At 54.4% G+C, this 23,290-nt stretch carries 21 protein-coding genes, 1 tRNA gene and 1 pseudogene; 6 read left to right on the forward strand and 17 right to left on the reverse strand.

Going from position 1 to position 23,290, the window contains the following annotated elements:
- Positions 1-15 precede the first annotated feature (15 nt).
- Positions 16-90 (forward strand): membrane protein YpdK, encoded by a 75-nt coding sequence (gene ypdK / locus EDC54_RS08130; RefSeq protein WP_099606229.1) that lies wholly within the window; start codon positions 16-18, stop codon positions 88-90.
- Positions 91-223: 133 nt separating this feature from the next.
- Here ypdK and EDC54_RS08135 read toward each other — a convergent pair whose 3' ends face one another.
- The 14 genes from EDC54_RS08135 to EDC54_RS08200 form a co-directional block, all read right to left on the reverse strand.
- Positions 224-1,072 carry a prepilin peptidase gene (locus EDC54_RS08135; RefSeq protein ID WP_132454996.1) on the reverse strand — a complete coding sequence of 283 codons (849 nt, stop codon included), beginning with the start codon at positions 1,070-1,072 and terminating at the stop codon, positions 224-226.
- A 116-nt stretch (positions 1,073-1,188) separates the two neighbouring features.
- Positions 1,189-1,932: a type II secretion system protein N gene (locus EDC54_RS08140; RefSeq protein WP_132454998.1), complete on the reverse strand. Its 744-nt coding sequence runs from the start codon at positions 1,930-1,932 to the stop codon at positions 1,189-1,191.
- On the reverse strand, positions 1,922-2,416 hold the full coding sequence (gene gspM, locus EDC54_RS08145; RefSeq protein ID WP_132455000.1) for a type II secretion system protein GspM: 495 nt from the start codon (positions 2,414-2,416) through the stop codon (positions 1,922-1,924). Before gspM ends, EDC54_RS08140 begins: the two co-directional genes overlap by 11 nt.
- The gene (gene gspL / locus EDC54_RS08150) at positions 2,413-3,672 is read right to left on the reverse strand and encodes a type II secretion system protein GspL (protein ID WP_132455002.1); all 1,260 of its coding nucleotides are present in this window, start codon (positions 3,670-3,672) and stop codon (positions 2,413-2,415) included. The genes gspM and gspL overlap by 4 nt, the downstream gene beginning before the upstream one ends.
- Positions 3,669-4,655, reverse strand: a complete 987-nt coding sequence (gene gspK / locus EDC54_RS08155; RefSeq protein ID WP_132455004.1) for a type II secretion system minor pseudopilin GspK — start codon at positions 4,653-4,655, stop codon at positions 3,669-3,671. The genes gspL and gspK overlap by 4 nt, the downstream gene beginning before the upstream one ends.
- The gene (gene gspJ, locus EDC54_RS08160) at positions 4,652-5,266 is read right to left on the reverse strand and encodes a type II secretion system minor pseudopilin GspJ (protein ID WP_132455006.1); all 615 of its coding nucleotides are present in this window, start codon (positions 5,264-5,266) and stop codon (positions 4,652-4,654) included. The genes gspK and gspJ overlap by 4 nt, the downstream gene beginning before the upstream one ends.
- Positions 5,266-5,631, reverse strand: coding sequence for a type II secretion system minor pseudopilin GspI (gene gspI, locus EDC54_RS08165; RefSeq protein WP_132455008.1), 366 nt, complete (start codon positions 5,629-5,631; stop codon positions 5,266-5,268). The genes gspJ and gspI overlap by 1 nt, the downstream gene beginning before the upstream one ends.
- Positions 5,628-6,194, reverse strand: a complete 567-nt coding sequence (gene gspH, locus EDC54_RS08170) for a type II secretion system minor pseudopilin GspH (RefSeq protein ID WP_132455010.1) — start codon at positions 6,192-6,194, stop codon at positions 5,628-5,630. Before gspH ends, gspI begins: the two co-directional genes overlap by 4 nt.
- Positions 6,195-6,246: 52 nt before the next feature.
- The gene (gene gspG, locus EDC54_RS08175; RefSeq protein WP_132455012.1) at positions 6,247-6,687 is read right to left on the reverse strand and encodes a type II secretion system major pseudopilin GspG; all 441 of its coding nucleotides are present in this window, start codon (positions 6,685-6,687) and stop codon (positions 6,247-6,249) included.
- Between the two features lie 32 nt (positions 6,688-6,719).
- On the reverse strand, positions 6,720-7,946 hold the full coding sequence (gene gspF, locus EDC54_RS08180; protein WP_132455014.1) for a type II secretion system inner membrane protein GspF: 1,227 nt from the start codon (positions 7,944-7,946) through the stop codon (positions 6,720-6,722).
- Position 7,947: 1 nt separating this feature from the next.
- A complete protein-coding gene (gene gspE / locus EDC54_RS08185) occupies positions 7,948-9,444 on the reverse strand; it encodes a type II secretion system ATPase GspE (RefSeq protein ID WP_132455016.1) in 1,497 nt (498 codons plus the stop codon).
- Complete coding sequence (gene gspD, locus EDC54_RS08190; protein WP_196238444.1) at positions 9,441-11,360, reverse strand: type II secretion system secretin GspD; 1,920 nt, start codon at positions 11,358-11,360, stop codon at positions 9,441-9,443. Before gspD ends, gspE begins: the two co-directional genes overlap by 4 nt.
- A gap of 100 nt (positions 11,361-11,460) precedes the next feature.
- Entirely contained in the window at positions 11,461-12,330 is an 870-nt protein-coding gene (gspC, locus tag EDC54_RS08195; RefSeq protein ID WP_132455020.1) for a type II secretion system protein GspC, read from the reverse strand.
- A 50-nt stretch (positions 12,331-12,380) separates the two neighbouring features.
- On the reverse strand, positions 12,381-14,360 hold the full coding sequence (locus EDC54_RS08200; protein ID WP_132455022.1) for a glycosyl hydrolase family 28 protein: 1,980 nt from the start codon (positions 14,358-14,360) through the stop codon (positions 12,381-12,383).
- A 761-nt stretch (positions 14,361-15,121) separates the two neighbouring features.
- Here EDC54_RS08200 and gspB point away from each other — a divergent pair.
- On the forward strand, positions 15,122-15,682 hold the full coding sequence (gene gspB / locus EDC54_RS08205; protein WP_132455024.1) for a type II secretion system assembly factor GspB: 561 nt from the start codon (positions 15,122-15,124) through the stop codon (positions 15,680-15,682).
- Here gspB and gspS read toward each other — a convergent pair.
- Both gspS and alaC read right to left on the reverse strand, forming a co-directional pair.
- Positions 15,679-16,092, reverse strand: coding sequence for a type II secretion system pilot lipoprotein GspS (gene gspS, locus EDC54_RS08210; protein WP_132455026.1), 414 nt, complete (start codon positions 16,090-16,092; stop codon positions 15,679-15,681). The genes gspB and gspS overlap by 4 nt on opposite strands.
- 106 nt (positions 16,093-16,198) lie before the next feature.
- Positions 16,199-17,440 carry an alanine transaminase gene (gene alaC / locus EDC54_RS08215; protein ID WP_132455028.1) on the reverse strand — a complete coding sequence of 414 codons (1,242 nt, stop codon included), beginning with the start codon at positions 17,438-17,440 and terminating at the stop codon, positions 16,199-16,201.
- A gap of 258 nt (positions 17,441-17,698) precedes the next feature.
- On the opposite strand from alaC, the gene dgcA reads away from it, so the two are divergent.
- On the forward strand, positions 17,699-18,679 hold the full coding sequence (dgcA, locus tag EDC54_RS08220; protein WP_132455030.1) for an N-acetyl-D-Glu racemase DgcA: 981 nt from the start codon (positions 17,699-17,701) through the stop codon (positions 18,677-18,679).
- 41 nt (positions 18,680-18,720) lie between these two features.
- Positions 18,721-19,581 (forward strand): D-amino-acid transaminase, encoded by an 861-nt coding sequence (locus EDC54_RS08225; RefSeq protein ID WP_132455032.1) that lies wholly within the window; start codon positions 18,721-18,723, stop codon positions 19,579-19,581.
- A gap of 69 nt (positions 19,582-19,650) precedes the next feature.
- On the opposite strand, the gene EDC54_RS08230 is transcribed toward EDC54_RS08225, so the two are convergent.
- Positions 19,651-22,104 (reverse strand): DUF3772 domain-containing protein, encoded by a 2,454-nt coding sequence (locus EDC54_RS08230; protein ID WP_132455034.1) that lies wholly within the window; start codon positions 22,102-22,104, stop codon positions 19,651-19,653.
- Positions 22,105-22,507: 403 nt separating this feature from the next.
- On the opposite strand from EDC54_RS08230, the gene EDC54_RS08235 reads away from it, so the two are divergent.
- Together EDC54_RS08235 and EDC54_RS08240 are read left to right on the forward strand one after the other, a co-directional pair.
- Positions 22,508-22,584, forward strand: a tRNA-Arg gene (locus tag EDC54_RS08235).
- 274 nt (positions 22,585-22,858) lie between these two features.
- Positions 22,859-23,287 (forward strand): annotated as a pseudogene (locus EDC54_RS08240) (DUF4942 domain-containing protein); the annotation flags it as partial.
- Positions 23,288-23,290 lie beyond the last annotated feature (3 nt).

Raw genomic sequence — 23,290 nt, forward strand, 5'->3', positions numbered from 1 at the left:
CTGGAGAATAAATCGGTGAAGTATTTCTTTATGGGTATCTCATTCTGTTTAGTCGTTTGGGTGAGTACCTTTATGCTGATGGTAGAATAACCTGTCATTTGCCCGACAAAGCCGTTTTCGCTGAAGGGCGCAGAGAAATAAGAGAAGGCTGATGGTAATCCTACCCTCAGCCTGTTTTTTTTGCCTGTCGTTCAGCCGGTCGTCGTTACTGCATGGCTACGCTCTACAGAGTAAGCCCGTTCATGATGATGCCAAATACGCCGCCGACCGCCAGCCAGGGGCCGAAGGCCAGCGGTTTATCCATGTTCTCTTTACGCAACCCGCGCCAGACCAGGGTAACGACTAACCCACTCAACGCCGCAACCAGAACCAGATTCGGCAATGCACGCCACCCCAGCCAGGCTCCCAACGCGGCCAACAGCTTAAAATCGCCATACCCCAGCGCGTCTTTGCCGGTGGCATATTTGAACACCCAATACAGCAGCCACAGCGACAGATAACCGGCTATCACGCCAACGACAGCCTCATTCAACGGGACAAATATCCCATGCAGGTTAAACAACAGCCCAATCCACAGGAGCGAAAGCGTTAACATATCCGGCAGCAACAGCGTTTTTAGATCGATAACGGTAAGAACTAACAGGAAAGACAGCAGAATCAATACGCCCCATAGCGCCACACCGGGCGACCACAGTAACCCTGCCCCCGAAAAAGCCAGCATCGCGAGGGCTTCCACCAGCGGGTATTGTACAGATATGCGTTGATGGCAACAGCGGGAGCGGCCACGTAACCAAAGCCAGCTGAAGATCGGGATATTATCTTTGACCGCAATAGGCTGCTGACAGTGTGGGCAGGCTGAAGGTGGCCACCACAGGCTATAATGCGCCGAATCGCTACCGGCATCGGTCATGCCCGCATGAAGGTCAAGCGCTTGTCGCCAGCGTCGTTCCAGCATAATCGGCAGGCGATAAATCACCACATTCAGAAAACTACCGACAATCAACCCCAGAACGCCGAGCGCACCGAGCCACCCGACCAGAAACACCGCTGCGAATTCCCTTAAATCGTCCACGTTAATCCCTGATGACTGATAAAGAAGTGGTATAGAGATGAGCATTTCATATTTTGCGACGGCCACCAACGCTGGCGATACATTCTTGTCTGCTCTTGCGATCGGCTTCGCAACGATTACCGCAGCCGCCCCTGCACGTTCAGCATCCTGACGCCTAGTTCATCGGCTTTCCCGACGGCCATCAGCTGCTTCATGGCCGTCGGGAAAGCGTCCCCGTAACGAAGCTGCCCAGCAAACTGATATTCGCCCTTCAGAGTAACGCGGCCTTTACCGGACAGCTGCATCTGTGAGGACGTCTGCCGCAGGCTCGCTTCGAACGCCCCCTGCTGACAGCGTAACGAGGTCCGGGGCGTAGCCAACGCCAGCTCGCCCAGCGGCGTATTCACGCGCGCACCCGACCAGCTCATGTTGGCATCCAGTGACTGGCAGCCAGCGCGATCGACCGTGGCCTCTTGCAGATTCAGGTACATCTGACCTTCCGCCCTGACGGGCACAATAAAACGCAGGCGTCTGAACAGCTGGTTCGCAGGCATCGCGAGCCGCCATTGATAAAACTGTACCGACCGCCAGCCGCGAAGCGTTCCATGTCCTTCAATCCCATCCGGGTGGTTAAACGCGATCGCCAGCGCCGGCATTAATCCCGAAACCGTGAGTTTCCAACGTACATTATCCAGCGTTAACGCGCGCCAGCTCAACCGTTGCAAGCTTCCCTGCCATAGCGTCCCAGCCGCCCCGGTGACGACCATGCCGGTTGGCAACGGCATGAGCGCAATCAGCCGGGCGGGGGCATACCAGAGCAGAAATACCCCATAGGCCAGCGCCAACGCGATACCCAGCCACAGACGGGTCTTAACCTTCATCCATCCTTTCCAACAGCAACCGGGTTACTTCCACGCTTCCCGGTGCTTGTTCTACGGCATTGACGTCCAGCGACACCACCCGCACGCCGTTTTGCTGCTCCAGCTCATTCAGCCAACGCATCAGACGATTAAAATCGCTCTGTGCCAATAACACCGAAACCTGATGGCTCTGCGGCTGCAAGCGTACAATATTCAACCCGTAACGCTGGGTACTTTGCGATACCAGAATCGGCAGGCTGACGTCTCGTTGGCTCACATCCGCCTGCGCCTGATTTCCCTGCGGCATGACGGCGGCCTGTTTCTGCATCCAGACAACGGTCTGCTTCTCGCGTGAGATCGTGCGTTCCCACTGCGCTGTACGCCATTGCCACGGTTGTAAAATCGCGTAATACAGGAAGCTAAGTAGCAGCAGCGCGGCACACGCCACCGTGAGCAGACGTTCACGCCGGCTCATCGCCAGCCAACGTTGTCGTAATCCATTCATGGTTGGCTCCTTAATGTTAAACGACCTTCAACCCGATCGTGCTCCTGCCGCATCTCCCCCGCCTGAACCTGATAATCGGTCATGGCTTGCTGCTGGAACTGTTCTAACGCCTGATACGAGCCAGCCAACAAGGCCAGTCGAAACTCGCCGGAGGAACCCTCGTAAGACAGCGATTGGATTTTGACTCCGCCATTCTGCGCGATCAGCTTCTGCAACGGCGTAAGCCGCGCCAATAGCCCTTTCGTGCCGTTTCCAGCCGATGCCCGTTGCAGGTGCTGCTGCATCTGCACGCGCGGGTTTACGACATTCGTTTCTGAAGGGAAAATTTGGCGATAGACGCGAACACTTTCCTGTCGCCAATGTTCAGCCTGTTGGTAGAGCTGGTAGTGCGACCAGCCCGCCTCCACCGCCACCAGCAGGAGATAACCGGCAAGCGCGATCCCCACACCGCGCCACGGCAGCAGAGCATTGCGCCACGTATTCTCCTGTGCATAGTCCCCTTGCCTGAGATCGGCTGAAGCGGGCAGCGCTGCCGTGACCGCCAGCGTAAAGAGATGCGTCTCCGGCTGAGGCTGCCAGTCAAACTGCGCCAGCGCCCCCTCGGCAGGAACCGGGCTATAGCTATAGATGGCCGGCAGCGGCATCGATGCTGTCAGCAAGTCTGCGCACCAGGAAGACTCTGCCGCCATCGCGTGCCCCGTCGGCTGACGAAACAGCCACATATCGTCGTGTTGCAAAGCGCTCCAGCCATCCTTATGTTTCGGCAATACGCAGGCATCCGGCACCAGGGTATCGATACGAATCGCCAACGCCTCACACTGCGCTAACCAGCGCCGCATCCGGCTTTTTTCCACCACGGCCACCGTACCTTCATCGCCCTGAATCTCCAGCGCGGCAACGTGCAGCGTTTCAATCTCTGTAGCCAGTTGTTCCTCCAGCATAAACGGCACAACCTGCGCCAACTGCCGACGAGCCTGACGGGGCAATGTCAGGGAATAGAACGTCACTTCCGCTGTCGGTACCAGAACGCGGGTAAAGGCGACGGACGGGTAAGCCATCAATGCCTGACGCACCGATTCCGCGCTGCCACGCCCCTGCCCCAGCAAATGCGCCCCATCGGGTGAACGCGCCTGCCATTCCATCTCTCCTTGCTCCTCCACCGGGAGGCGAATAATCAGGCACGGGTGTCGCAGATTTTCTTCCCGGCGTAAAGTGACTGTCGCGGCCTTTTGCTTCCATTTCTCCACTATTTTCATGGATTCACCGTCCTATATCCTCCATATTGCCGCTGTACGATTTGTACGTTTTGTCCACTCAGATGAATCAAACTACGTTGGTGGAAATCACTGTCGCCAACACTCACCTGTAACCGAACAAAGAACCATTCACTTTTTACGGTCAGTACCCTCTGCGCCGTGTTTTTACTGTTCGCGGGCAATGCGCCGGTTTGTTGCAGCATGTCGATGCTGGCCCAGCCCTTATCTGGTCGCTGCTGCACCAATGCCTTCGCCTGCAACATCGTCATTTCATTCAGGAACAGCGCGGATAATAGCGGGGCGTCATCCTCCGTCATCGTATTGATATTTATGGACATCGCATCCACGGGTAGCGCGCAGACGTAGGGCAACAGGCGACGATAGAGATCGCTATCCATCCCGAAAACCGCGCGCAATTCGCTGATGTCGCTCATTCTCTGATTGGCCGTGCGATAAGGTACGGGTAGCGCGGTATAGACCTCGTCTTCCGCCCCATACGCCGAGGGGTAATTATCTGCGTCGATCCAATCACGCACCGCCGCCGTAATCTTTTCCGCCCGATCCGACGCCTCGCCCAGATTTTTTAATAACAGCCGGAAAACCTGCGCGGGATACGGCGTCGCTACCTGCGTGCTCTCGTTATCCACGCCTTGATTGATCGCATTAAGATTAAAGCAGGTACGGGCATCGCTAATCTGCCCGATGATTTCTCCCCCATCCACGGGAAAGCGGCGGCCCGCCTGCGACCATGCCTGTCCGATAAACGTGCGACCCGGCATATCCCGCGCATCACGCAGCAATATCTGTCCGCTCAGCGTTTCCGCCCCTAATGCGTACCACTTCGCCTGCTGTCGGCTCAGGTGGCTCTCGGTACGAAAAAACGCGTTCCCGGTACGTTCTGCGATCGCGGCGGCAATCGTCACCATTAACGCCAGAATCAGCAGCACCACCAGCAGCGCGACGCCACGCTCGCGCGTTCTCATTTAACCGGCCCGCGGGTAATCAGGAACATCCGCGACATCTCGCCGTAATCCTTTAAGGTCAGCACCACTTCAATACCCTGTGGCAGTTGTGTCTTATTATCCCAGCGATCGCGCCAGGTTTTATCGCTGAAGAACCGTAGCCGTAAGCCGTCGACCTGAGTGAGAAGCGTCCTGACACCGGGATCGAGCCCTTCAATCGTATCAGGGTGAGCATAGGCTAACCGTTCCAGCGTAGTGTTGCGTAACCGATAGGCAACGGGCTGTAGCTCGGAGCGCGGCAGAAGGCCAAATGGGTTTTGCCAGCCGTTACGCATAAAGCTGACGCCCCAATCATCACTCTTTAACTGATCCCGTCCGGCATAAAATACCGCCGTACTTCCCCGGCTGGCCCGGGCGATCATCTGAGAAAAATCGCTCTCCATCTGGGCAAAGGCGCGCTGAATCTCAGCCAAACGCTCAGCCTTGCGCTGCGAAACCTCATCGTTGCGCATGACGCCATTCAGTACCTGAAACGCACTCACGCTCAGCGCCGCAAAAATGGCGATCGCGAGAATCATCTCCAGCAGCGTAAAACCCTGCTGGCCTCGCCGGTTCCTTATAGCTGTTGACATCACGGCTTCACCACATAGCTGCGTAGCGACGCATCAGCCGCGAAGGCCTCTTTATGACGCCGCACCTCCACATCCAACGCTCTGACCTGCGGATCGCCGGTCTCGACGCCCTGCCAGCGCCAATACCAGCGCACACCGGCAAACACGGTTTCACCTTTTACCCATGTCGCTTCCGGCCATTGCTGTTCCAGCCGCAGCCGAACCTGTTGGTTTTCGGCCACCCAACTGGCAAATGTCTTTTCTTCCAGCCTGCTCAGGCTACTCGCCTGTCTGGCCGTCGTCTGTAAAACGGCCACCCCGGCCAGTGCAAAGACGCTCAGCGCAACCAACACTTCCACCAGGGTCATCCCTTTTTGTCGCCTCATGGCTTGTTACTCTGATTTACCGATGTCGTTATTTGTCCGTTGGCATCAACCTGAAACCACGCCGAAAGCGCTTTGTTTTCGGCTTTAAAAGCCAAACGAAAGGGGGTGATCTCGCCGCCGGGCAAAATCAGGATATCGGGATCATCACCGTTTCGTGTTTTTGCTGCTTTCTTTCCGTCGAGTTGCAATGGCTCAAGCCGCAATGTCTCCGGCAGCCTTGCCGATAGACGCGCCCGATGCGGTTGCCACCGCTGCCATTTGTAGCCCTGCCAGCGGTTGTTGCCCGCAACCGCGAGGCTATCCGATGCAGAAAGACGTTGGAGTTGATAAAACTGCCAGCGATCGGGATAAATACGCACCCCAAGCAGCGCGTCATGAATTTGGCTGGTTTCAGCGGCAAACGCTAACTGCGCCTGAAAGGAGGACAGTTGCCAGGTCGCGTCATGCTGACGCCCGGAGGGAAACGCCATGACCACCATACCGGCGGCCACCCCCGCCAGAAGCACGACCAGCATCATTTCCAGCAGGGTGAATCCCTGCTGCGTCCTTATCGATCGCTCCATCGCGCTTCCGCCGTCCTTTTATCCATCACCGTGGGCGCGCCGCCGCCCTGCATTATTTCTTATCAAGATTCCAGTTGCCGATATCATCTTCCGTTTCCGGCATGCCATCCGGCCCCAGAGAAAAAATATCCAGCTTACCGTGCTGACCGGGGTTCAAAAGCTGATAATCCGCCCCCCACGGATCCTGCGGCAGGCGACGAATATACCCCTCCTCCGGGTAATTACGCGGCTCAGGCTGTACCGTCGGTTTGGCGACCAGCGCCTTCAGCCCCTGCTCCGTTGACGGATAGCGGTTGTTATCCAGCTTGTACATATCGAGTGCGCTTTCCAGAGAAACAATATCGCTGACGGCTTTTTGCCGATCCGCCTTCTCCTTGTTCCCCATCAGGTTTGGCACCACCAGACTGGCCAGTACGCCAAGAATCACGATCACTACCATAATTTCCAACAGGGTAAAACCACGTTGCCCCTTACCACGCTGATACTGTTGCATCCTTACTTTTCCTCGATCAATTATTCGTGCTGTTACGCACTCATTAAGGTATTCAATTGCAGAATCGGTTGCAGGATCGCCAGGACGATAAACAACACCACCACCGCCATGCTGACCACCAGCAGCGGTTCAAATAACCCCAACGCCAGCGTCATCTGCGAACTGAATTCACGATCCTGATTATCTGCCGCCCGCTCCAGCATGCCGTCCAACTCGCCGCTGCGTTCACCGCTGGCGATCATATGGCGCATCATTGGAGGGAAGAGCGCGGTCTGTTCCAGTGCCTTATGCAGACTGACGCCTTCTCGCACCGCGTCCGTCGCCAAAGAGAGCCGATAACGGGCATAGTCATTACTCATGACATCGCCGCTGATGCGCATCGCCTGTAGCAACGGCACCGCACTGGCATTCAGGATGCTGAGCGTTCGCGCATAACGGGCTGTGTTCAAGCCGCGAGCAATACGGCCAAGTAGCGGTAAATAAAGTAAACGCCGGTGAAAGCCGATGCGGCGTTGTTCCTGACGCAACATCACTCGCAGCGCCACACCGACGCCCAGCAGCGCCAGCAACACCCATGGCCCGAACGTGCGCACGGCATCGCTGATTCCCATCAGAACCCGGGTTGAGAGCGGCAGCGCCTGCTTCATGTGAATAAACTGCTCTACGACCTTCGGCACCACGACAGACAGCAAAATGCTCACGACGGCGATGGCGACAACGGTCAGTACGCAGGGATAGATCATCGCCTGCTGTATGCGGCTACGCATCTGCTGGCGCTGTTCGGTGTAGTCCGCCAGCCGGTTCAATACCTCATCCAGATGGCCGGAGGTTTCGCCGGCGGCCACCATCGCGCAGTACAATCGCTCAAAGCTGCCGGGGAAGCACTTCATGGCATCCGCCAGCGAATGCCCTTCCATGACCTTGCTGCGCACCGCCGCCATCAGTTGGCTGAGATGCGGCTTTTCGCTCTGTTTCGCCACGGCGTCCAGCGCTTCTTCCAACGGCAGGGACGCGGCGACTAACGTTGCCAACTGGCGCGTCAATAACGCCAGATCGGCGGTACTGATGCGATGCTGACGTCGCAAAGAGAAGCCAACAGAACGAGATTCCCGCGGTTCGTTGCGGCTTTCGTCAACCGACAGCGGCACCAACCCGCGTTCTCGCAATAGCTGACGCACCTGTCTGGCCGAATCGGCCTCCTGACTGCCACGGCATTTTTTCCCCTGCGTATTCAGCGCCTGATACTGGTACTGCGCCATGTCATTCCTCTTTGGTTACGCGGACCACTTCTTCCCAGGTAGTAAGCCCCGCCAGTACCTTGTCCAATCCGTCCTGACGGATTGTCGTCCGACTCGCCCCCAGCATCTGTGCAATCGCGACTTCGCCATCACGACGATGGATCGCGGCGCGAACATCATCATTGATCAACACCAGTTCATGGATCCCAATTCGCCCCCGGTAGCCGGTAAAACTACACTGTGAGCAGCCAACGGGGCTCTGCAACAACGTACCGGGTGCGATCCCCATCTGCTTAGCCTGTGCGGGCTCAACGGGAAGCGGCTGGCGACAGTCAGGGCACAGCGTTCTGACCAGACGTTGTGCTAATACGCCCAGCAACGAGGTTGACAGCAGGAACGGCTCGACGCCCATGTCCTGCAAACGAGAAAGCGCGCCCAGCGCGCTGTTGGTATGCAGTGTCGATAAAACGAGATGCCCGGTCAGCGATGCCTGAACCGCAATCTGCGCCGTTTCACCATCGCGGATCTCCCCAACCAGCACCACGTCCGGGTCCTGACGCAAAATAGCGCGCAGCCCGCGGGCAAACGTCATATCCACCTTGGGGTTCACCTGCGTTTGCCCGATGCCTTCCAGTTCATATTCGATGGGATCTTCCACCGTCATGATATTGCGCTCCGCGGCGTTCAGTCGGCTAAGCGCGGCATAGAGCGTGGTGCTTTTTCCCGAACCTGTCGGGCCGGTTACCAGAATAATGCCATGCGGTCGATGGATCAGGCTGTCCAGCCGCTGCCGATTGCTTTGCGACATGCCCAACAGTTCAAGATCGAGCTTGACGCTGTTTTTATCCAGCAAGCGCAGCACCACTCGTTCACCGTAGTTTGAAGGCAACGTTGAGACGCGGACGTCAATCGCCCGCCCGCCAACCCGCAACGCCATACGCCCGTCTTGCGGAATACGCTTTTCCGCGATATCCAACTTGGCCATGACTTTAATACGCGATACCAACAGCGACGCCAGCTTACGCTGCGGGCGCAGAATTTCGCGCAATACGCCATCCACACGAAAGCGGATCAGCAAATAGCGCTCATAGGTTTCAATATGGATATCCGATGCTTTATTTTTAATCGCCTCAGTCAACATCGCGTTGATCAGGCGAATAATCGGCGCGTCGTCGTCCGCATCGAGCAAATCATCGCTGTCCGGGAGCTCTTCCGCCAGCGTATAGAAATCCATCTCATTGCCGATGTCCTCCATCAGACGTCGCGCCTCTTCCGAATCGCGCTGATAGCTCATGACAAGCTGCCGTTCGAATTCGTCTTCGGTGACTCGCTCAATCCTGAGCGAACACCCGGCAATCCGACGCGCTTCCAACAAGGCAGCCGGCGAGGTCTGCGCGACGCAAATCGTCTGCAAGCTCGCGTCATTCTCCTTTTGCAGCAACAGGATTTGCTGCGCCCGCGCATAGGCGAAAGGCAGCAGGGGACGTGACTCCATGGCGGAAGAGGCAATGTCGCTCATTTCCCCCCCGCCGGGTAAAATGCCGCGATGGACGCCTGCACCTGACGAAACGTGTAGGCGTTCCCCCCCTCAGGCAGACGTAGTAAGTCGTTGCTTAACGTCCCTTCGCCGCGTTGAACATCACGCTGCTGTTCTTGTTCATCGCTGAACGCGCGGTACTTACTGACGGAGGCGCTTTGATATTGACTGCGATCGCGGATGATAGAAGGTCGGATAAACAGCATCAGGTTGCGTTTTGACATCTGTCGACTATTTGAGCGGAACAAATAGCCGAGAAGAGGAATATCCCCCAGCAGGGGAACTTTATCGGCGGTTTCACGCGAGCTTTTATCCAGCAGCCCGCCAACAACGACGGTTTCCCCGCTGCTGACCAGCACCGCGTTACTCACCGTTCGCGTGTTGAAGGTTGCGCCAAGATCCGAACTGCCGCTGGAGGCTGAATCCGCCACGCTGGACACCTCCTGTTCGATCTCCAGCAGTACCGCATCGCCTTCATTAATTTGCGGCTTCACCTTCAGTTTGATCCCGACTGTTTTGCGTTCCACCGTTTGGAAAATATTGTCACCGGACGTCGTTTGTGAACCCGCCAATACGGGAACTTCCTGACCGACGTTAAAGGTGGCTTCCATGTTATCCAGCGTCACAATACTGGGCGTCGCCAGAATATCGTTTTTGCTATTGCTGGAGATCGCCGTCAGCAACATGCTCCAGTTTCCCTGATAGAAACCCGCGGCGATCCCGTTAAAACTGTTCAACGCGCTGGTCGCGGCATTGCTTACCGTCCCACCCTGCCGATACTGATCGGCGCCCATGACCATGGTCGAAATAGGCAGACCGGTATTGGTAAACTGCGTCATTCCCGCATTTTTGTTCGACCACTGAATCCCCAGGTTCATCCCGTCGGCGTCCTGCACTTCCGCGATGATCGCTTCGACCAAGACCTGCGGACGACGGATATCCAACTGCGTGATGACCTGCTCCAGATCGCGCATGATATCGGGCGCGGCATTCACGATCAGCGAGTTGGTCTGTTCGTGCGCCTTAATTGAAATATCTTTGCGCAGCGCGGGCAGCGCATTTTGCTGGTCGGTCTGGATACTGTCGCCGACACCGGTGAGCACCTCCACCAGATCGGCGGCTTTGGCGTACTTGAGATAGATGACCTTGGTATTGCCCTGCACCGCCTGCTGGCGATCGAGCTGTTTGATCATATCGATGACGCGCTGGCGCGAATTGGGCTCTCCGCGCACCAGCACCGAGTTGGTTCGTTCATCGGCGACCACATTGGCGGTCAACATGCCCGGCAAAGCGGTTTTTTCGTCCATCTTGTTCAGTTCATTCACCATCTTCACCACGTCCGCCGAAGACGCGTAAGACAGAGGCACGCTGATGACATTCCGATCGCCGGTTTTATCCACCCGCTCGACAATCGCCATCAGCCGCTTGATCACCCCGGCTCTCCCGGTCATCAGCAACACGTTCGAGGGTTCATAATGCACCACGCTCCCCGCCCCGGCGTTATCATTCAACTGGCGCAACAGCGGCGCCAGGTCGCGCGCGGCTACGTTGTTAACCGGCACGACGCGCGTAACGACTTCATCACCAACCCCCGGCTGCTCATCGCTGGCCAACGGCATGGACGTAGATTTCGCATCCTTCGAGCGAATAATTTTCAATACGTTGTTATCCATCGGAATAACCGTAAACCCATACACATCCAGCACGCTCAGAAAGAACTGGTAATACTGTTCTTCATTCATCATGTCATAGCTGCGTACGGTGATGGTTCCGCTCACCGACGGATCGATAATGACGGTTTTGTTCAGGTTCTTACTGACGGTATTAATAAACTCCTGAATATCCGTACCCTTAAAACTGGCGGAGAATTCGGCGCTCACGGCGAATGACGACGCCATCAGCAAAACCCCCCCACCGAGCCATAACAGGCTTTTACGGCGCACATGATCAAGCCATCGGTTTTTATAGTTAAAAAATCCCTGTTCCTTGCTAAACAAATTAGTGGTCTCCATCCAGTGCCAGATATATCTCTTGCCGCTGACCATCACGTTCGATGGTCAAATTGAATTTGTTCATCCCTGCCAATTGCGCCACCGCCTGCCGCGCCTGATCCTCATCGCGTAAATCCATGCCGTTTAATGACACGGCGAGATCGTGATCCTGCAAGCCTGCGCGGTAGAAAAGGTCGGGATTTTTCCCCGGATTTAACTGATAGCCTTTCAGCACCTCTTCTTCCGTGACGGGAGAAATAGAGAGGTAATCCAGCACCGTTACCGGGGATTTTTGGCGTTCTTCTTTCAATTGGCTGAATGCGCCGGAAGCACGCGGCGCATTTCCGTCGGGCACGTGTTCTTCCTGATACAAATGCAGCGCTTCGTAGCGCCCTTGATAGCGGATCACGACTCGATCGGCAGAGATAGTCACAACGTTAGCTTCATAGCCCGGCACCGCATCACCCACCCCGCGGCTATATTGCTGACTATCTTTAGCGATAATGGCGATCGAACGGCTGGCGTCTTCGCTCGCCAACACGCCGGTCAGGCTGATATTGAGTGAGGTAGAGGGGATCTCGCCGGATAGCGCGCCGCCAGAAACGGCGGCGGGGTCCGTCACGGACGCATGCCCGAATAGGGTGAAATCGTGCGGCGCGGCGGGCTGTTCTTTTGCCTGCGCTGGCGTGACCGAAACGCTGGTAATCGGTGAGCGATCAGGCAAAAGAACACGCCATGTCAGTACGGCTAATTGCTGGCAGATCAGCAGCAAAATTATCCCCAACACGACGCGTCGAATCAGTGGCGCTGGCAGTGACCGGAGTGTGATGAGCAGCGAATGAAAAGACGGGTATTTTAACGCTTGCGAGCGTGCCATAAATCATCATCCATAATATCCCCCACGCCCGCTGGCGCAGGGGAAATGCCTTATTCCGTTGCGGCTTCCCGGGTGATGGTTTCATCACCGTCGGTCGTCAGCGCGGCATCCTTATTTACACGGTCTTCCAGCCTGATATTTTCGACATGCGCGAAATTCCAGGCTCCCGGTACATCCTCAAAAATGACATTCTTAAATTCGCTGTTCTTCAGGAATGTGATTAACGTGGCTTTTGTCCCTTTGAATTTGACATTTTCAAAGTGAAAGCCTTGATGGTAAGCATCACGTCCGAAAGAGAACCCATAAGCCTCTGCCATTTCAGCAACGGTCATGCCATCAACCAGGATGCTGTTTTTATTCGCTGAACCATCGACAGTAACGTTGGCAACCGTCACATCGCGGAACTGCGCGGGGGCGGCCGCGGGCTGGGTATCGTTCACATCGGCTTTATATTTGATGGTGAACACAAACGGTTCTTTGACAATATCACGCATCGCATTATTTCGGAATACCACGTCACGCGAGCCGCCGCCATAATAAGGGCGACTCTTCATGCGCAAGCCAACATCCGTCTTGTACATGACATTATCTTCAGCAACAATTTTTTCAATCCAGGCGCCGGTATGGCTCCCCGTGACGATCGCGCCATGTCCGCGCCGGAAGTAGTTATTGAAGATCCAGGCGCCGCTTTGCGCTTGTTGCCCCCGCGTCGCCACTTCGGCGCCGTACCCTGCCGCAAAGTTTACGCTGTCATCACCAGTATCAAAAAAGTTATTGAATACCATAACATTTTGGCTATTACCAAACTCGATACCATCGGCATTATTGGCATCATACGTCGTATGCGCCAGCGCATTCATCGCCACATTTTCAGATTCCAGGACCATCACGCCGTGAAACGCGGGATTCAGGATCGTCAGCCCCTCCAGATACAGATTGCTGACGCCGCGTAGCGTCATCAGGCTGGAGCGCCGATTTTTATACGCCTCATCCAGCAACATTCCTTCGGCAAGCGCTTTGGCCGTCTGGTCTTTCGCCAGTATGCCATCGCGAGCAACATTTGCGGCTTTGCTCGCGCGATAGAGCGGCAATACGTTGTTTAATTCATCAGTTTCATTAATGTTATCGTCGTCGATTTTAACACCGCGCGTCCAGCCGTTGCCATCAATGGTACCCTGCCCGACGATACGAATATTCCTGAACGTACCGGCGTGGCTGCTGCCTTTATCATTTCCTTCAAGTACGTTAATCAGCGAGGGCGGACGCTTCGGCAACGTGGGCGAAGTATACGGGTAGAGGAAGTAGCCGCGTGCCAGTGGGTAATCGTCCCCGTTGTCCGAACCGAGCAGCGTCGCACCCTTTGCAACTTCAAACGTCATATCGCTGTGCAGGAACAGCGCACCAGTTTTAAACGTTCCCCCGTCAACCACGACCTTACAGCCTTTCGGATACGCCGCCGGGGTACAGTCGTCAATCGCTTTCTGAATCGCCAGCGTATCGTTCGTTACACCATCCCCTTTCGCGCCATAGTTGGTCACATTCAATGTCGCTGGTGTCGCCGTGGTCTTCTGAACAACCGCTTCACTGTCAGCCGATTCTTTTCCATCCTCATAAACCGCGCGAACCGTAAAGCGGTATTCCGTTTCCGGCGACAGTTTCGTCACCTTAAAATTATGGAAACTGACGCGGACATGCCAGTTGGCGCTATCTATCGTATTGTAGAAATTATCGATGTAGGGCTTCGCCGGCGAGTGCGCGTTCTGATTCTCAATCGTCCCGCCCAGAAGCGTTCCATTCATATAAACGTGGTAATCCTTAATAACGGCCGCGGGTTTTTCTGGCTTTTCCCAAACCAGAACCACGCTTTCATCATCATAAGCCAGCGTTGGCACTTTCAGATTCTGGGGCGCGGCGGCGCGATCAACCCCCACATTCGGCGTTGAGTCGCTATCGCTGCATCCGGCAATCAGACCACTCAGGATAAATGCCGCACAGAGCGTCAGGCGAGTACGAGGTAATAAATAAGTCATAAGCATTCCTGTATTTTTACTCTTATGGTGCCCGATATCTTTCACCATGCGACAGCGTGATGACCGCATCGTGACCGTTATTGGACAGAAGGTTTACTGCGTCATCGTCGATATCCGGCAAGCCGCCTGGTGCGCAATCGGCTTGCCAAACAGCAGAGGCTCATGAGCGCAGGGGTTCTCCATCGGTAAAAGTGCAACGCCCGAGTCATCGCCGCGGAGAATCCTTTTCTCTGGCATGGTTAAATAATAAAAACCCCCATACAACGCCCTGCATTATTAATTGCCTATTCTAAAATTCATTTTTTATAATTTAACGCCTGCCCGTCGCATTGCCTGCAGATAAAAAGCAGGAACACGTGGTGAAACGTTAGCAATCAATACTGAACATTTAAAAAAATAGATCGCAACCTGACTATTTTAAGGTTATCTTTTGACGCCAACAAACAAAAAAGAAACAATATAACCGAAATTATAAAACGTAGTTTCATCAAATCAAATTCATACGTTTTTTTTGCGACTCGCATCAATATTTCATTCTTTATTATTATGATTAAAATTATTTTTAATAAAAATTAATGCGGGTCACACAACCGGGAAAATCCGTTTTAATCTTTCCGATATTACAAAATAAAAGGAAAACGAACGCCTCCGACGGCCTGACTTTCGTTTATGATGTTATCAGCCGGACTCAATCAGCACGGACGTTGGCGCCCGCATTCGGACAGACAACAACATCAGGACAACCCTTTAAGGATTCGCGCATGGATAACGCACCCGTCTCTTCACAGCCAGCGCTGCTGACCAAATACCCGGTACCGGGCTATCTGATGATCATTTATGCCCTGCTTTTTATCGCGCTCGGCTGGTTCAGCCACCAGCGCTGGGGCAGCGCGGCATGTGCGATATCCTCACAGATCACTCACGCTTCCGCTTTACCGACCTCAGGCGAACAAACGACGTCGGCATCAGCGTTGACCCTGCCTGAAAAAAACGCGCCTGAGGATACGCCAGCGCCTCCGGAGAAAAAAGCCATGCTGCCGCTCCCCGCCATTCGCGATGGTGATATTCCGCCGCTCACCTACAGCGCCCATGTTTATACCTCGGACGAGGCAAAACGCAGCATTACGCTTAATGGTCAGCAATTCCATGAAGGCGACGTCCCCGTCGAAGGGTTGATTATTGAACAGATTCAGCATGATATGACGATTTTCAGCGTTGAGGGCGAGGCGTTTATTCTGGAAGCGCTGGAGGACTGGCCGGGCGGAAAATTCAAGGAGCGTGAATATTCCGCCGACGATGAGAATGGTGAGTCGACGCCTTAACGATAATTGCGGATGTCATCAATAAACGGCATTAACGTGCGGTTAAACGCTGAACACTGCGTCGCCTTTGGCGTACTGTCTTTCAACAGCCCCTGATACAGGCTTTCACTCCGCTGCGTTAAAGCCTGGTCATTCACCGTCTTCCACCCTCTCTGTGTCGCTACGGCTGACGCCACATTAACAATGGTGGCATCATCAGGGAGATCGCTGCGGCTGCACTGCGTTTGGAGATATCGCGTGCCTGCCACCAGCGATGCCAGTTGATTTAATTGATCGTTAGAAGAAACCGTTACCGCAGAAGGCTGACCCACCACCGTTCCCTTGTGAGCAGACGTCCCCGTTTGCTGACACCCTACCAACGTAACGCACAACAGCGTTAACGCAGAATATTGAGACAAAGATAACAACATGATACTCATCCTGATTGAGATTAACGGGAGGCATTCTAACAAATGATAAGGCGCTGTCACGGCATGTTTACGCCGCTCCCGGAGTGCTTTCCGCGAGCGGCGAAGATCAGGCTGACATCCCCTTCGCGGATGAGCCCTTGGCCGGCGCCAAAATACCATCCGCACGGAACATCGCCTTAATACCGCGCACCGCCTGACGAATGCGATCCTGATTTTCAATTAAAGCGAATCGGACGTGGGTATCACCATAATCACCAAAACCGATACCGGGCGATACGCACACCTTCGCTTCCGACAGTAAGCGTTTGGCGAACTCCAGCGACCCCAAATGCGCATAGGCGTCGGGAATTTTCGCCCAGACGTACATTGACGCTTTCGGCTCATCGACCATCCAACCGGCCTCGTGCAGCCCACGAACCAGCACATTACGCCGCTGGCGATACTGTTCGGCAATATCTTTCACGCATTGCTGATCGCCTTCCAGCGCGGCAATCGCCGCCACTTGCAACGGCGTAAACGTCCCGTAATCGTGATAACTTTTAATCCGCGCTAATGCGCTCACCAGTTCAGGGTTGCCGACCATAAAGCCGATACGCCAGCCCGCCATGTTGTAGCTTTTCGACAACGTGAAAAACTCTACCGCAATCTCCTTCGCGCCGGGAACCTGCATGATCGACGGCGCTTTCCAACCGTCATAAACGATATCGGCATAGGCCAAATCGTGGATCACCAACACGCCGTACTGTTTCGCCAGCGCGACCACACGTTCGAAGAAATCCAGCTCGACGCACTGTGCCGTCGGGTTCGATGGAAAACCGAGGATCATCATTTTCGGCTTTGGGATACTCTCCCGGATTGCGCGTTCCAGCTCATTAAAAAAATCTACCCCCTCCACCAGCGGCACAGAGCGCACCTGAGCGCCGGCAATCACTGCGCCGTAGATGTGAATCGGGTAGCTGGGATTCGGCACCAGAACCGTATCGCCGTGGTCCAACGTGGCCAGCATCAGATGCGCCAGCCCCTCTTTAGAGCCAATGGTGACAATCGCTTCGCTTTCAGGATCGATATCCACCTCATAGCGTTCGGCATACCAGCGAGAAATCGCACGCCGTAAACGTGGGATCCCTCGTGATGTCGAATAGCCGTGGGTGTCTTCGCGCTGCGCAACCGTGCAAAGCTTTTCCACAATATGGGGCGGTGTTGGCCCATCCGGGTTCCCCATGCTGAAATCAATAATGTCTTCGCCGCGCCGACGCGCAGCCATTTTTAATTCAGCGGTGATATTAAAAACATACGGAGGGAGACGATCGATACGTGTAAAACGGCGAGGGGAAGTAGAATCAGCCATAATTTCCTCAAATGAACGTCAGCGCCCGGACCGTCCGAGCGACGTGGCCCCTGAACGGGGCATCATTTAAGCTATCCCAGTTCATTCATCCTGTCGATAGCCCGTCCGGAAATTTTCTCCTGCCTTAACTGATTGTTGAAGCCGCGAAAAATGCAACTCTCGTCCCAAAAGAGGGAGTAAACTTTATGGTCAGCACATACGCGCCAGAGGCGCAGAGATATTGCAAAGACACGGGATGCCGAATCCGGGAATACACTTATGATCGAGATACGATATTGCACCGAGAGTTGGCCGATACGAGGCGCATTCACCCTTTCGCGCGGCAGCAAACATCAGGCAGACGTCATCGTGGTGACGCTCCGCACCGGCAACGTTATCGGCTGCGGCGAATGCGTACCCTATTCCCGTTACGGGGAATCGCTCGCCAGCGTTATGGATCAAATTGCCTCATTACATAGCGATCTGCGTAACGGTCTGGATCGGGAAGCGTTACAGCACCGCTTGCCTGCGGGCGCGGCGCGCAATGCGCTGGACTGTGCGTTCTGGGATCTGGAATGCAAACAGCATCAGCAACGCATCTGGCAGCGCCTGAATTATCCTGCGCCAGCGTCGCTGGAAACCGCTTATACGCTATCACTCGATACCCCTGAACGGATGCGGCAGGCCGCGATACAACATGCCCATCGCCCTCTGCTCAAATTAAAACTGGCGGATGCAGACGACCTGGCAAGAGTCGCCGCTGTGCGCGCCGGCGCCCCCTTGGTGCGTCTGGTCGTAGATGCCAATGAAGGATGGGATGTCCGGCGCTATCTGTCGCTGGTTCCTGAACTTGTCACGCTCGGCGTCACCATGATCGAACAACCTTTTCCGGCGGGCAGCGATGATGTGCTGGCGGAACTGCCCCGCCCGATTCCTGTCTGCGCCGATGAGTCCTGTCACGATACCCCGTCGTTGCTTCCGCTTTCAGGGCGCTATGACATGATCAATATCAAACTGGATAAAACCGGCGGCCTGACGGAAGCGCTGCGTCTGCGGCGTCTTGCGCTGGCTCAAGGCTTAAAAATTATGGTTGGCTGCATGGTTAGCACCTCGCTCTCCATGGCACCCGCCTTTGTGGTGGCACAGGGCGCCGCTCTTGTTGATCTGGACGGCCCGCTACTCTTGCAGCGCGATCGTCATAATGGGTTGCACTATAACGATAGCGAAATCTTACCGCCCGACGCATTATTGTGGGGATAGCGCGCGTTAACCGCATTAAGCAACGATTAAGGAGTGTTGTGATGCAACGTCAAGTTTATGTCGATGGGCAGTACCTAAAAGAAAGTGAAGCAAAAATTTCAGTATTCGACCGCGGTTTCCTGTTTGCCGATGCTGTCTATGAAGTCACCTCAGTCATTGATGGCCATCTGGTTGATTTCAGCGATCACATCCTCCGTCTTCAGCGCTCCTGTCGCGAACTCTCTCTCTCGTTGCCTGTCGCGCCCGGGGAACTAAAAAAGATTCATGATGAGCTGATAGACAAAAATAACCTGAAAGAAGGGGCGATCTATTTACAGATTAGCCGCGGCAATGCAGGCGATCGCGACTTTTTGTTCCCCTCTACTGAGGTCAAACCTACGCTGGTTTTATTCACTCAGGCGCGATCGCTGGTCAATAACCCGAAGGTCGCAACCGGCCTACACGTTGTCACCACCGAGGAGATCCGCTGGCATCGCCGGGATATCAAAACCGTCAGCCTGCTCGCCGCCAGTCTGGCGAAAGAATACGCTCATGCCAAACACGCTGACGACGCTTTCTTTGTCGAGGATGGCTTCATTACCGAAGGCAGCTCCTGCAATTGCTATCTCGTCCTGCACGACGATACGGTGGTGACCCGGCCACTCAGCAATGCCATCCTGCCCGGTATTACGCGCCAGTCGTTGCTCCGGCTTGCAGAACAGGATGGGATCAAGCTGGAAGAACGCAGTTTTACGCCGGAAGAGGCGTATCACGCCAAAGAAATTTTTCTCAGTTCCGCCACTCAGTTCGTCCTTCCTGTTGTGACGCTGGATGGAAAAAGCATTGGCGACGGCAAGCCGGGGCGCATCACCTTACGGCTACGCGAAATCTATCTCGATATGATTAAACAACAGGGGAAATAATCACGCATCATCAACCGGGACGGCTTCACCGTTATCCAAACGATATCGGATAGCGGTGAAGCCAGAGCGTTATTTATCGTCAATCACGCTACCGTCAGGCAGCGACAGACCGGTATTTTCCAGCACCATTTTCTGCGGCACGACCAGCGGAATATTCGACGCCCGCAAACGTTTAATGATTTCAAACAACAGGTCGCTTTTAGCTTCCGACACCATTCTGGGGCTACTCACATAACCCGTGACGCTCAGCACCATGCCCGTCGGATTCAACTGACTGAACTTCACTGACGGAGCAGGCGATTCAAGGATGGCATCATGGTTGATATACGCCTCCAGCAGAAGCGCGCGAACTTCTTCAGGATCAATATCCAGCGGGAATGTCAGCGCCAGCGTCGCCACCCCATACGGATTCCCCATCGTAATGTTGCGCACATTTTGTGAGATAAACTGCGAGTTTGGCACAATCACCGTGGAACGGTCGCTCAGTTGAATTTCCGTGGCGCGGACGTTAATCCGGCGAATGTCGCCTTCCACACCGCTGATGCTCACCGAATCCCCGACTTTCACGGGCCGCTCGGTCAACAAAATTAAGCCCGAAATAAAATTCTTCACGATCTCCTGCAAGCCAAAACCAATCCCCACCGACAGCGCACTGACAATCCATGCCAGCTTGTTCCATTGGATCCCCAGCGTCGCCAGCGTCAGCAGGATAATCAGGATATAACCGATATTGCTGAACAGCGTGACCAGCGAGGCGCGGATACCCCGCTCCAGCGTGGTTTTAGGAAGAAATTCGTCCTCCAGCCAGCGTTTTGACGATCGTAAAACGTAAATGCCTATCGCCAGGAAGAGCACGGCGTTGACCAGATGAGCAGGCACAATGCTCAATGTTTCCAGCCCTTTCCCACCCCAAATTTCAACCGCTTTCTGGATGAGCTCCAGCGGTGTCGTCGTGCCAAATGTCCCGTTAAGTAAAGCGACGGCCGCCATCAGAATTAAAAAGACCTTGCCGCAGGCCGACAGGAGCGATGTCGCCTGAGCTAAATGCCGATCGTCTAAGTTGAGCGAATTTTTAATCCGCTTGCCGCTGGCATTATTCGGGGAGAAAACACTTTCACAGATGTCCGTAATAAACGTCGAAAACAAGTACAGACAGGAGAACACCATGCCAATCCATACCAGCTCAAACGTCAGAAAACGGGCCAGCGAGATATAACCGATAATCAGCGATACCAAGACGGTAAACGATGTCGCCAAGACGGCAAGATGGATAATGCCGGACAGCGTCGAACGCGCTTCCGGTTGCTCCCCGGAATGCACCATCTGTCGACGAATCTGATCGCTTTTCAGCGCGATTGTCCCCGCGGTCAGCGCTAAAAACAGAGCGGACAGACCGTTTACCATAATCGTCGCGGCAACCGACGTCCCCACTGTCACCGTGATTTGTTCAATAAACCCGAAAATCAGAATGAGTACGGCGGCAACCACTGGGAACGGCTTCATGGCCTGAGCCACCGGATTAGCAATCGCAGGCAGGCGCCATGAAGGGCGCTGGTTTGACAAAAAGGCCCTGCCCAGCCCGGCTATCATCGCACAGAAAATGGCCTGTCTTACCATTGAATCAAGGAACGATACAACGCGCTCTGAGGCCTCACCGTGGCGCGTCAAGGTAATGTCGATCAGATTCACGGCAATACCGATCGTCAGTACGGTGGAGATCACCGACGCCGTAGCGAGAAAACTCCTGCGCAGACGCCCTTCCGGCAGCCAGTGAATGCCCGCCCAGGCCAGATATTTCTCCAGATAGCGGCGCCCTGCGGAACCCATGGCTATGGCGATCAGAATCAGGAAGACAGAACCATAACGCCAGTCCGGCTCCCAGGCTGCAACAAAGGCATCGCTTAACTGATCCTGAAAGGCGCTCAGACGACGAACATCCTCGGCCTGCGGAGCGACAATCGGCGCCCAGAAACGCCCGCCAAGAATGCTGCCGGAATTCAATGCCAACTGCGTCTTCAGCGCATTACGACGCAGAGTAACAATTTGCGCAGACAGATTGGTCGCACTGGTGCGCAAAGCCTGAATCTGCTCAATTTGCGCATCCATTTTCGCTTTCTGCGCATTCAAATTGTTTCGCTTACGCGTTACTTCACTGGTTTCATTAATACCTGAACCGGACTCCGGCGCCGGCCCTAACACATCCAACTGAGCCTGAATTTGAGCGCGCTGCGGCACCACGGCACTAGAAAGCTCATTGGCGCTATTCACCAATTCCTGAGTTGTGTCATTCAAGGCGCCGAATTTGCTGTCGTTATTTGTGCCTGAAACCTGCTGCTTGATGTTATCTAATTGTTTTTGCAGCTTGATCAATTCAGCATCAACATTAATTTTTACCGGCGCATCCGTCTGCACAGGTTGCGGATCCGGAACGGTTTCCGCATTCGCTACCGATACATATCCAACGGGCAGCATCAACATTACCAGCAAACAAACGCGCAAGAATGCGGATGAAAGAATGTTCATAAATCAAAAGGTTCCAAAGTTCGACAAAATAGCGGATTCACAAACGACCGGACAATGAACCGTCATGTGAAAGTAGCCCACACGCATCCAAACCTAACGAATGCGGGCATAGTGTACCAACAGCACATGGCGCAGAATACGCTCGTTAATAACTTGAAAAGAATTACTGAACGCGGCCAGAAGATACAACTGAAATTTTCATTGCTATGTGTAGCTTATGTGGATACCGCTCGCAATTGTGCAAAAAAGTCACACCGGGAAAAGCCCCCTCTCGTCAAAGCTGTACAGGTATTCACCGTATAGTATAAATCCAGCGCCAATACGTTGACTCACCGGGACGTGTGGGTATAATCCTGCCCACTGTGGTGACAAGCAGCCGCCACACTTTTTGCTTTCGCGCAATGCGCCCTTAGCTCAGCTGGATAGAGCAACGGCCTTCTAAGCCGTAGGTCACAGGTTCGAATCCTGTAGGGCGTACCATAATTTCGTCTTTTGACGTCTCTTAAAGTCTACAATTCCCTTTAAAATCAGCATTATCCTCTACAGTATGGGCTACCAAGGTCTAGTGTGGTCTCTTGAGTTCCAGCCTCACTTGGGGGCATGTTTGGGGGTATTCGCAGGTTCAATAGAAGTGATACCCCCAAATGAAGCTAACCGCCCGTCAGATCAATGCCGCTAAGCCAACGGTAAGTGTCAAGGTAGTTGGCACCCCCGGTTGATTTAGGCTGCCTGTTTTTCCCGTTCGGATTCAATATTACAGCAGAGCAAGAAGGAGGTATTCGAGCGCGGGGTAATCAACGTATTCAAAGGGCTGTCTTGGGATTACAAAACTAATCACCCTTGCTACTTCGGTAAGAAAATCATCATCAGTAATCTGGTGACATACCACCGTTGGGGCTTTGGCCTGAACTGGGGCTGGCGACGCGATCAACTGGCCGCTCTGGAACGTATGCTCTATCTGCTGGATGGTAAACCTATTCCCGACAATCGGGGCGATGTCACCATCCGGCTGATGGACCATATTCGTGATAATCCGCATCAGCAGGAATACGAGGATGAGTTCTTCAGCGTTCGTTACTTTCAGAAAGGCATCGGGCATCTCATCTTTAAGCGTCCTGACTTGATCGATCAGATGAACGATATTATCGCCAAACATTATCCGGGGATGTTGGCGGCGAGGTGATTA

The organism is Samsonia erythrinae, assembly GCF_004342665.1.
Taxonomy (GTDB): Bacteria; Pseudomonadota; Gammaproteobacteria; order Enterobacterales; family Enterobacteriaceae; genus Samsonia; species Samsonia erythrinae.

Bases quoted from the DNA above. Each gene is read 5' to 3' on its own strand.
- EDC54_RS08140 (WP_132454998.1), bottom strand. From the start codon at position 1,932: ATGAAGGTTAAGACCCGTCTGTGGCTGGGTATCGCGTTGGCGCTGGCC.
- gspM (WP_132455000.1), bottom strand. From the start codon at position 2,416: ATGAATGGATTACGACAACGTTGGCTGGCGATGAGCCGGCGTGAACGT.
- gspL (WP_132455002.1), bottom strand. From the start codon at position 3,672: ATGAAAATAGTGGAGAAATGGAAGCAAAAGGCCGCGACAGTCACTTTA.
- gspK (WP_132455004.1), bottom strand. From the start codon at position 4,655: ATGAGAACGCGCGAGCGTGGCGTCGCGCTGCTGGTGGTGCTGCTGATT.
- gspJ (WP_132455006.1), bottom strand. From the start codon at position 5,266: ATGTCAACAGCTATAAGGAACCGGCGAGGCCAGCAGGGTTTTACGCTG.
- gspI (WP_132455008.1), bottom strand. From the start codon at position 5,631: ATGAGGCGACAAAAAGGGATGACCCTGGTGGAAGTGTTGGTTGCGCTG.
- gspH (WP_132455010.1), bottom strand. From the start codon at position 6,194: ATGGAGCGATCGATAAGGACGCAGCAGGGATTCACCCTGCTGGAAATG.
- gspG (WP_132455012.1), bottom strand. From the start codon at position 6,687: ATGCAACAGTATCAGCGTGGTAAGGGGCAACGTGGTTTTACCCTGTTG.
- gspF (WP_132455014.1), bottom strand. From the start codon at position 7,946: ATGGCGCAGTACCAGTATCAGGCGCTGAATACGCAGGGGAAAAAATGC.
- gspE (WP_132455016.1), bottom strand. From the start codon at position 9,444: ATGAGCGACATTGCCTCTTCCGCCATGGAGTCACGTCCCCTGCTGCCT.
- gspD (WP_196238444.1), bottom strand. From the start codon at position 11,360: ATGGCGTCGTCATTCGCCGTGAGCGCCGAATTCTCCGCCAGTTTTAAG.
- gspC (WP_132455020.1), bottom strand. From the start codon at position 12,330: ATGGCACGCTCGCAAGCGTTAAAATACCCGTCTTTTCATTCGCTGCTC.
- EDC54_RS08200 (WP_132455022.1), bottom strand. From the start codon at position 14,360: ATGACTTATTTATTACCTCGTACTCGCCTGACGCTCTGTGCGGCATTT.
- gspB (WP_132455024.1), top strand. From the start codon at position 15,122: ATGGATAACGCACCCGTCTCTTCACAGCCAGCGCTGCTGACCAAATAC.
- gspS (WP_132455026.1), bottom strand. From the start codon at position 16,092: ATGTTGTTATCTTTGTCTCAATATTCTGCGTTAACGCTGTTGTGCGTT.
- alaC (WP_132455028.1), bottom strand. From the start codon at position 17,440: ATGGCTGATTCTACTTCCCCTCGCCGTTTTACACGTATCGATCGTCTC.
- dgcA (WP_132455030.1), top strand. From the start codon at position 17,699: ATGATCGAGATACGATATTGCACCGAGAGTTGGCCGATACGAGGCGCA.
- EDC54_RS08225 (WP_132455032.1), top strand. From the start codon at position 18,721: ATGCAACGTCAAGTTTATGTCGATGGGCAGTACCTAAAAGAAAGTGAA.
- EDC54_RS08230 (WP_132455034.1), bottom strand. From the start codon at position 22,104: ATGAACATTCTTTCATCCGCATTCTTGCGCGTTTGTTTGCTGGTAATG.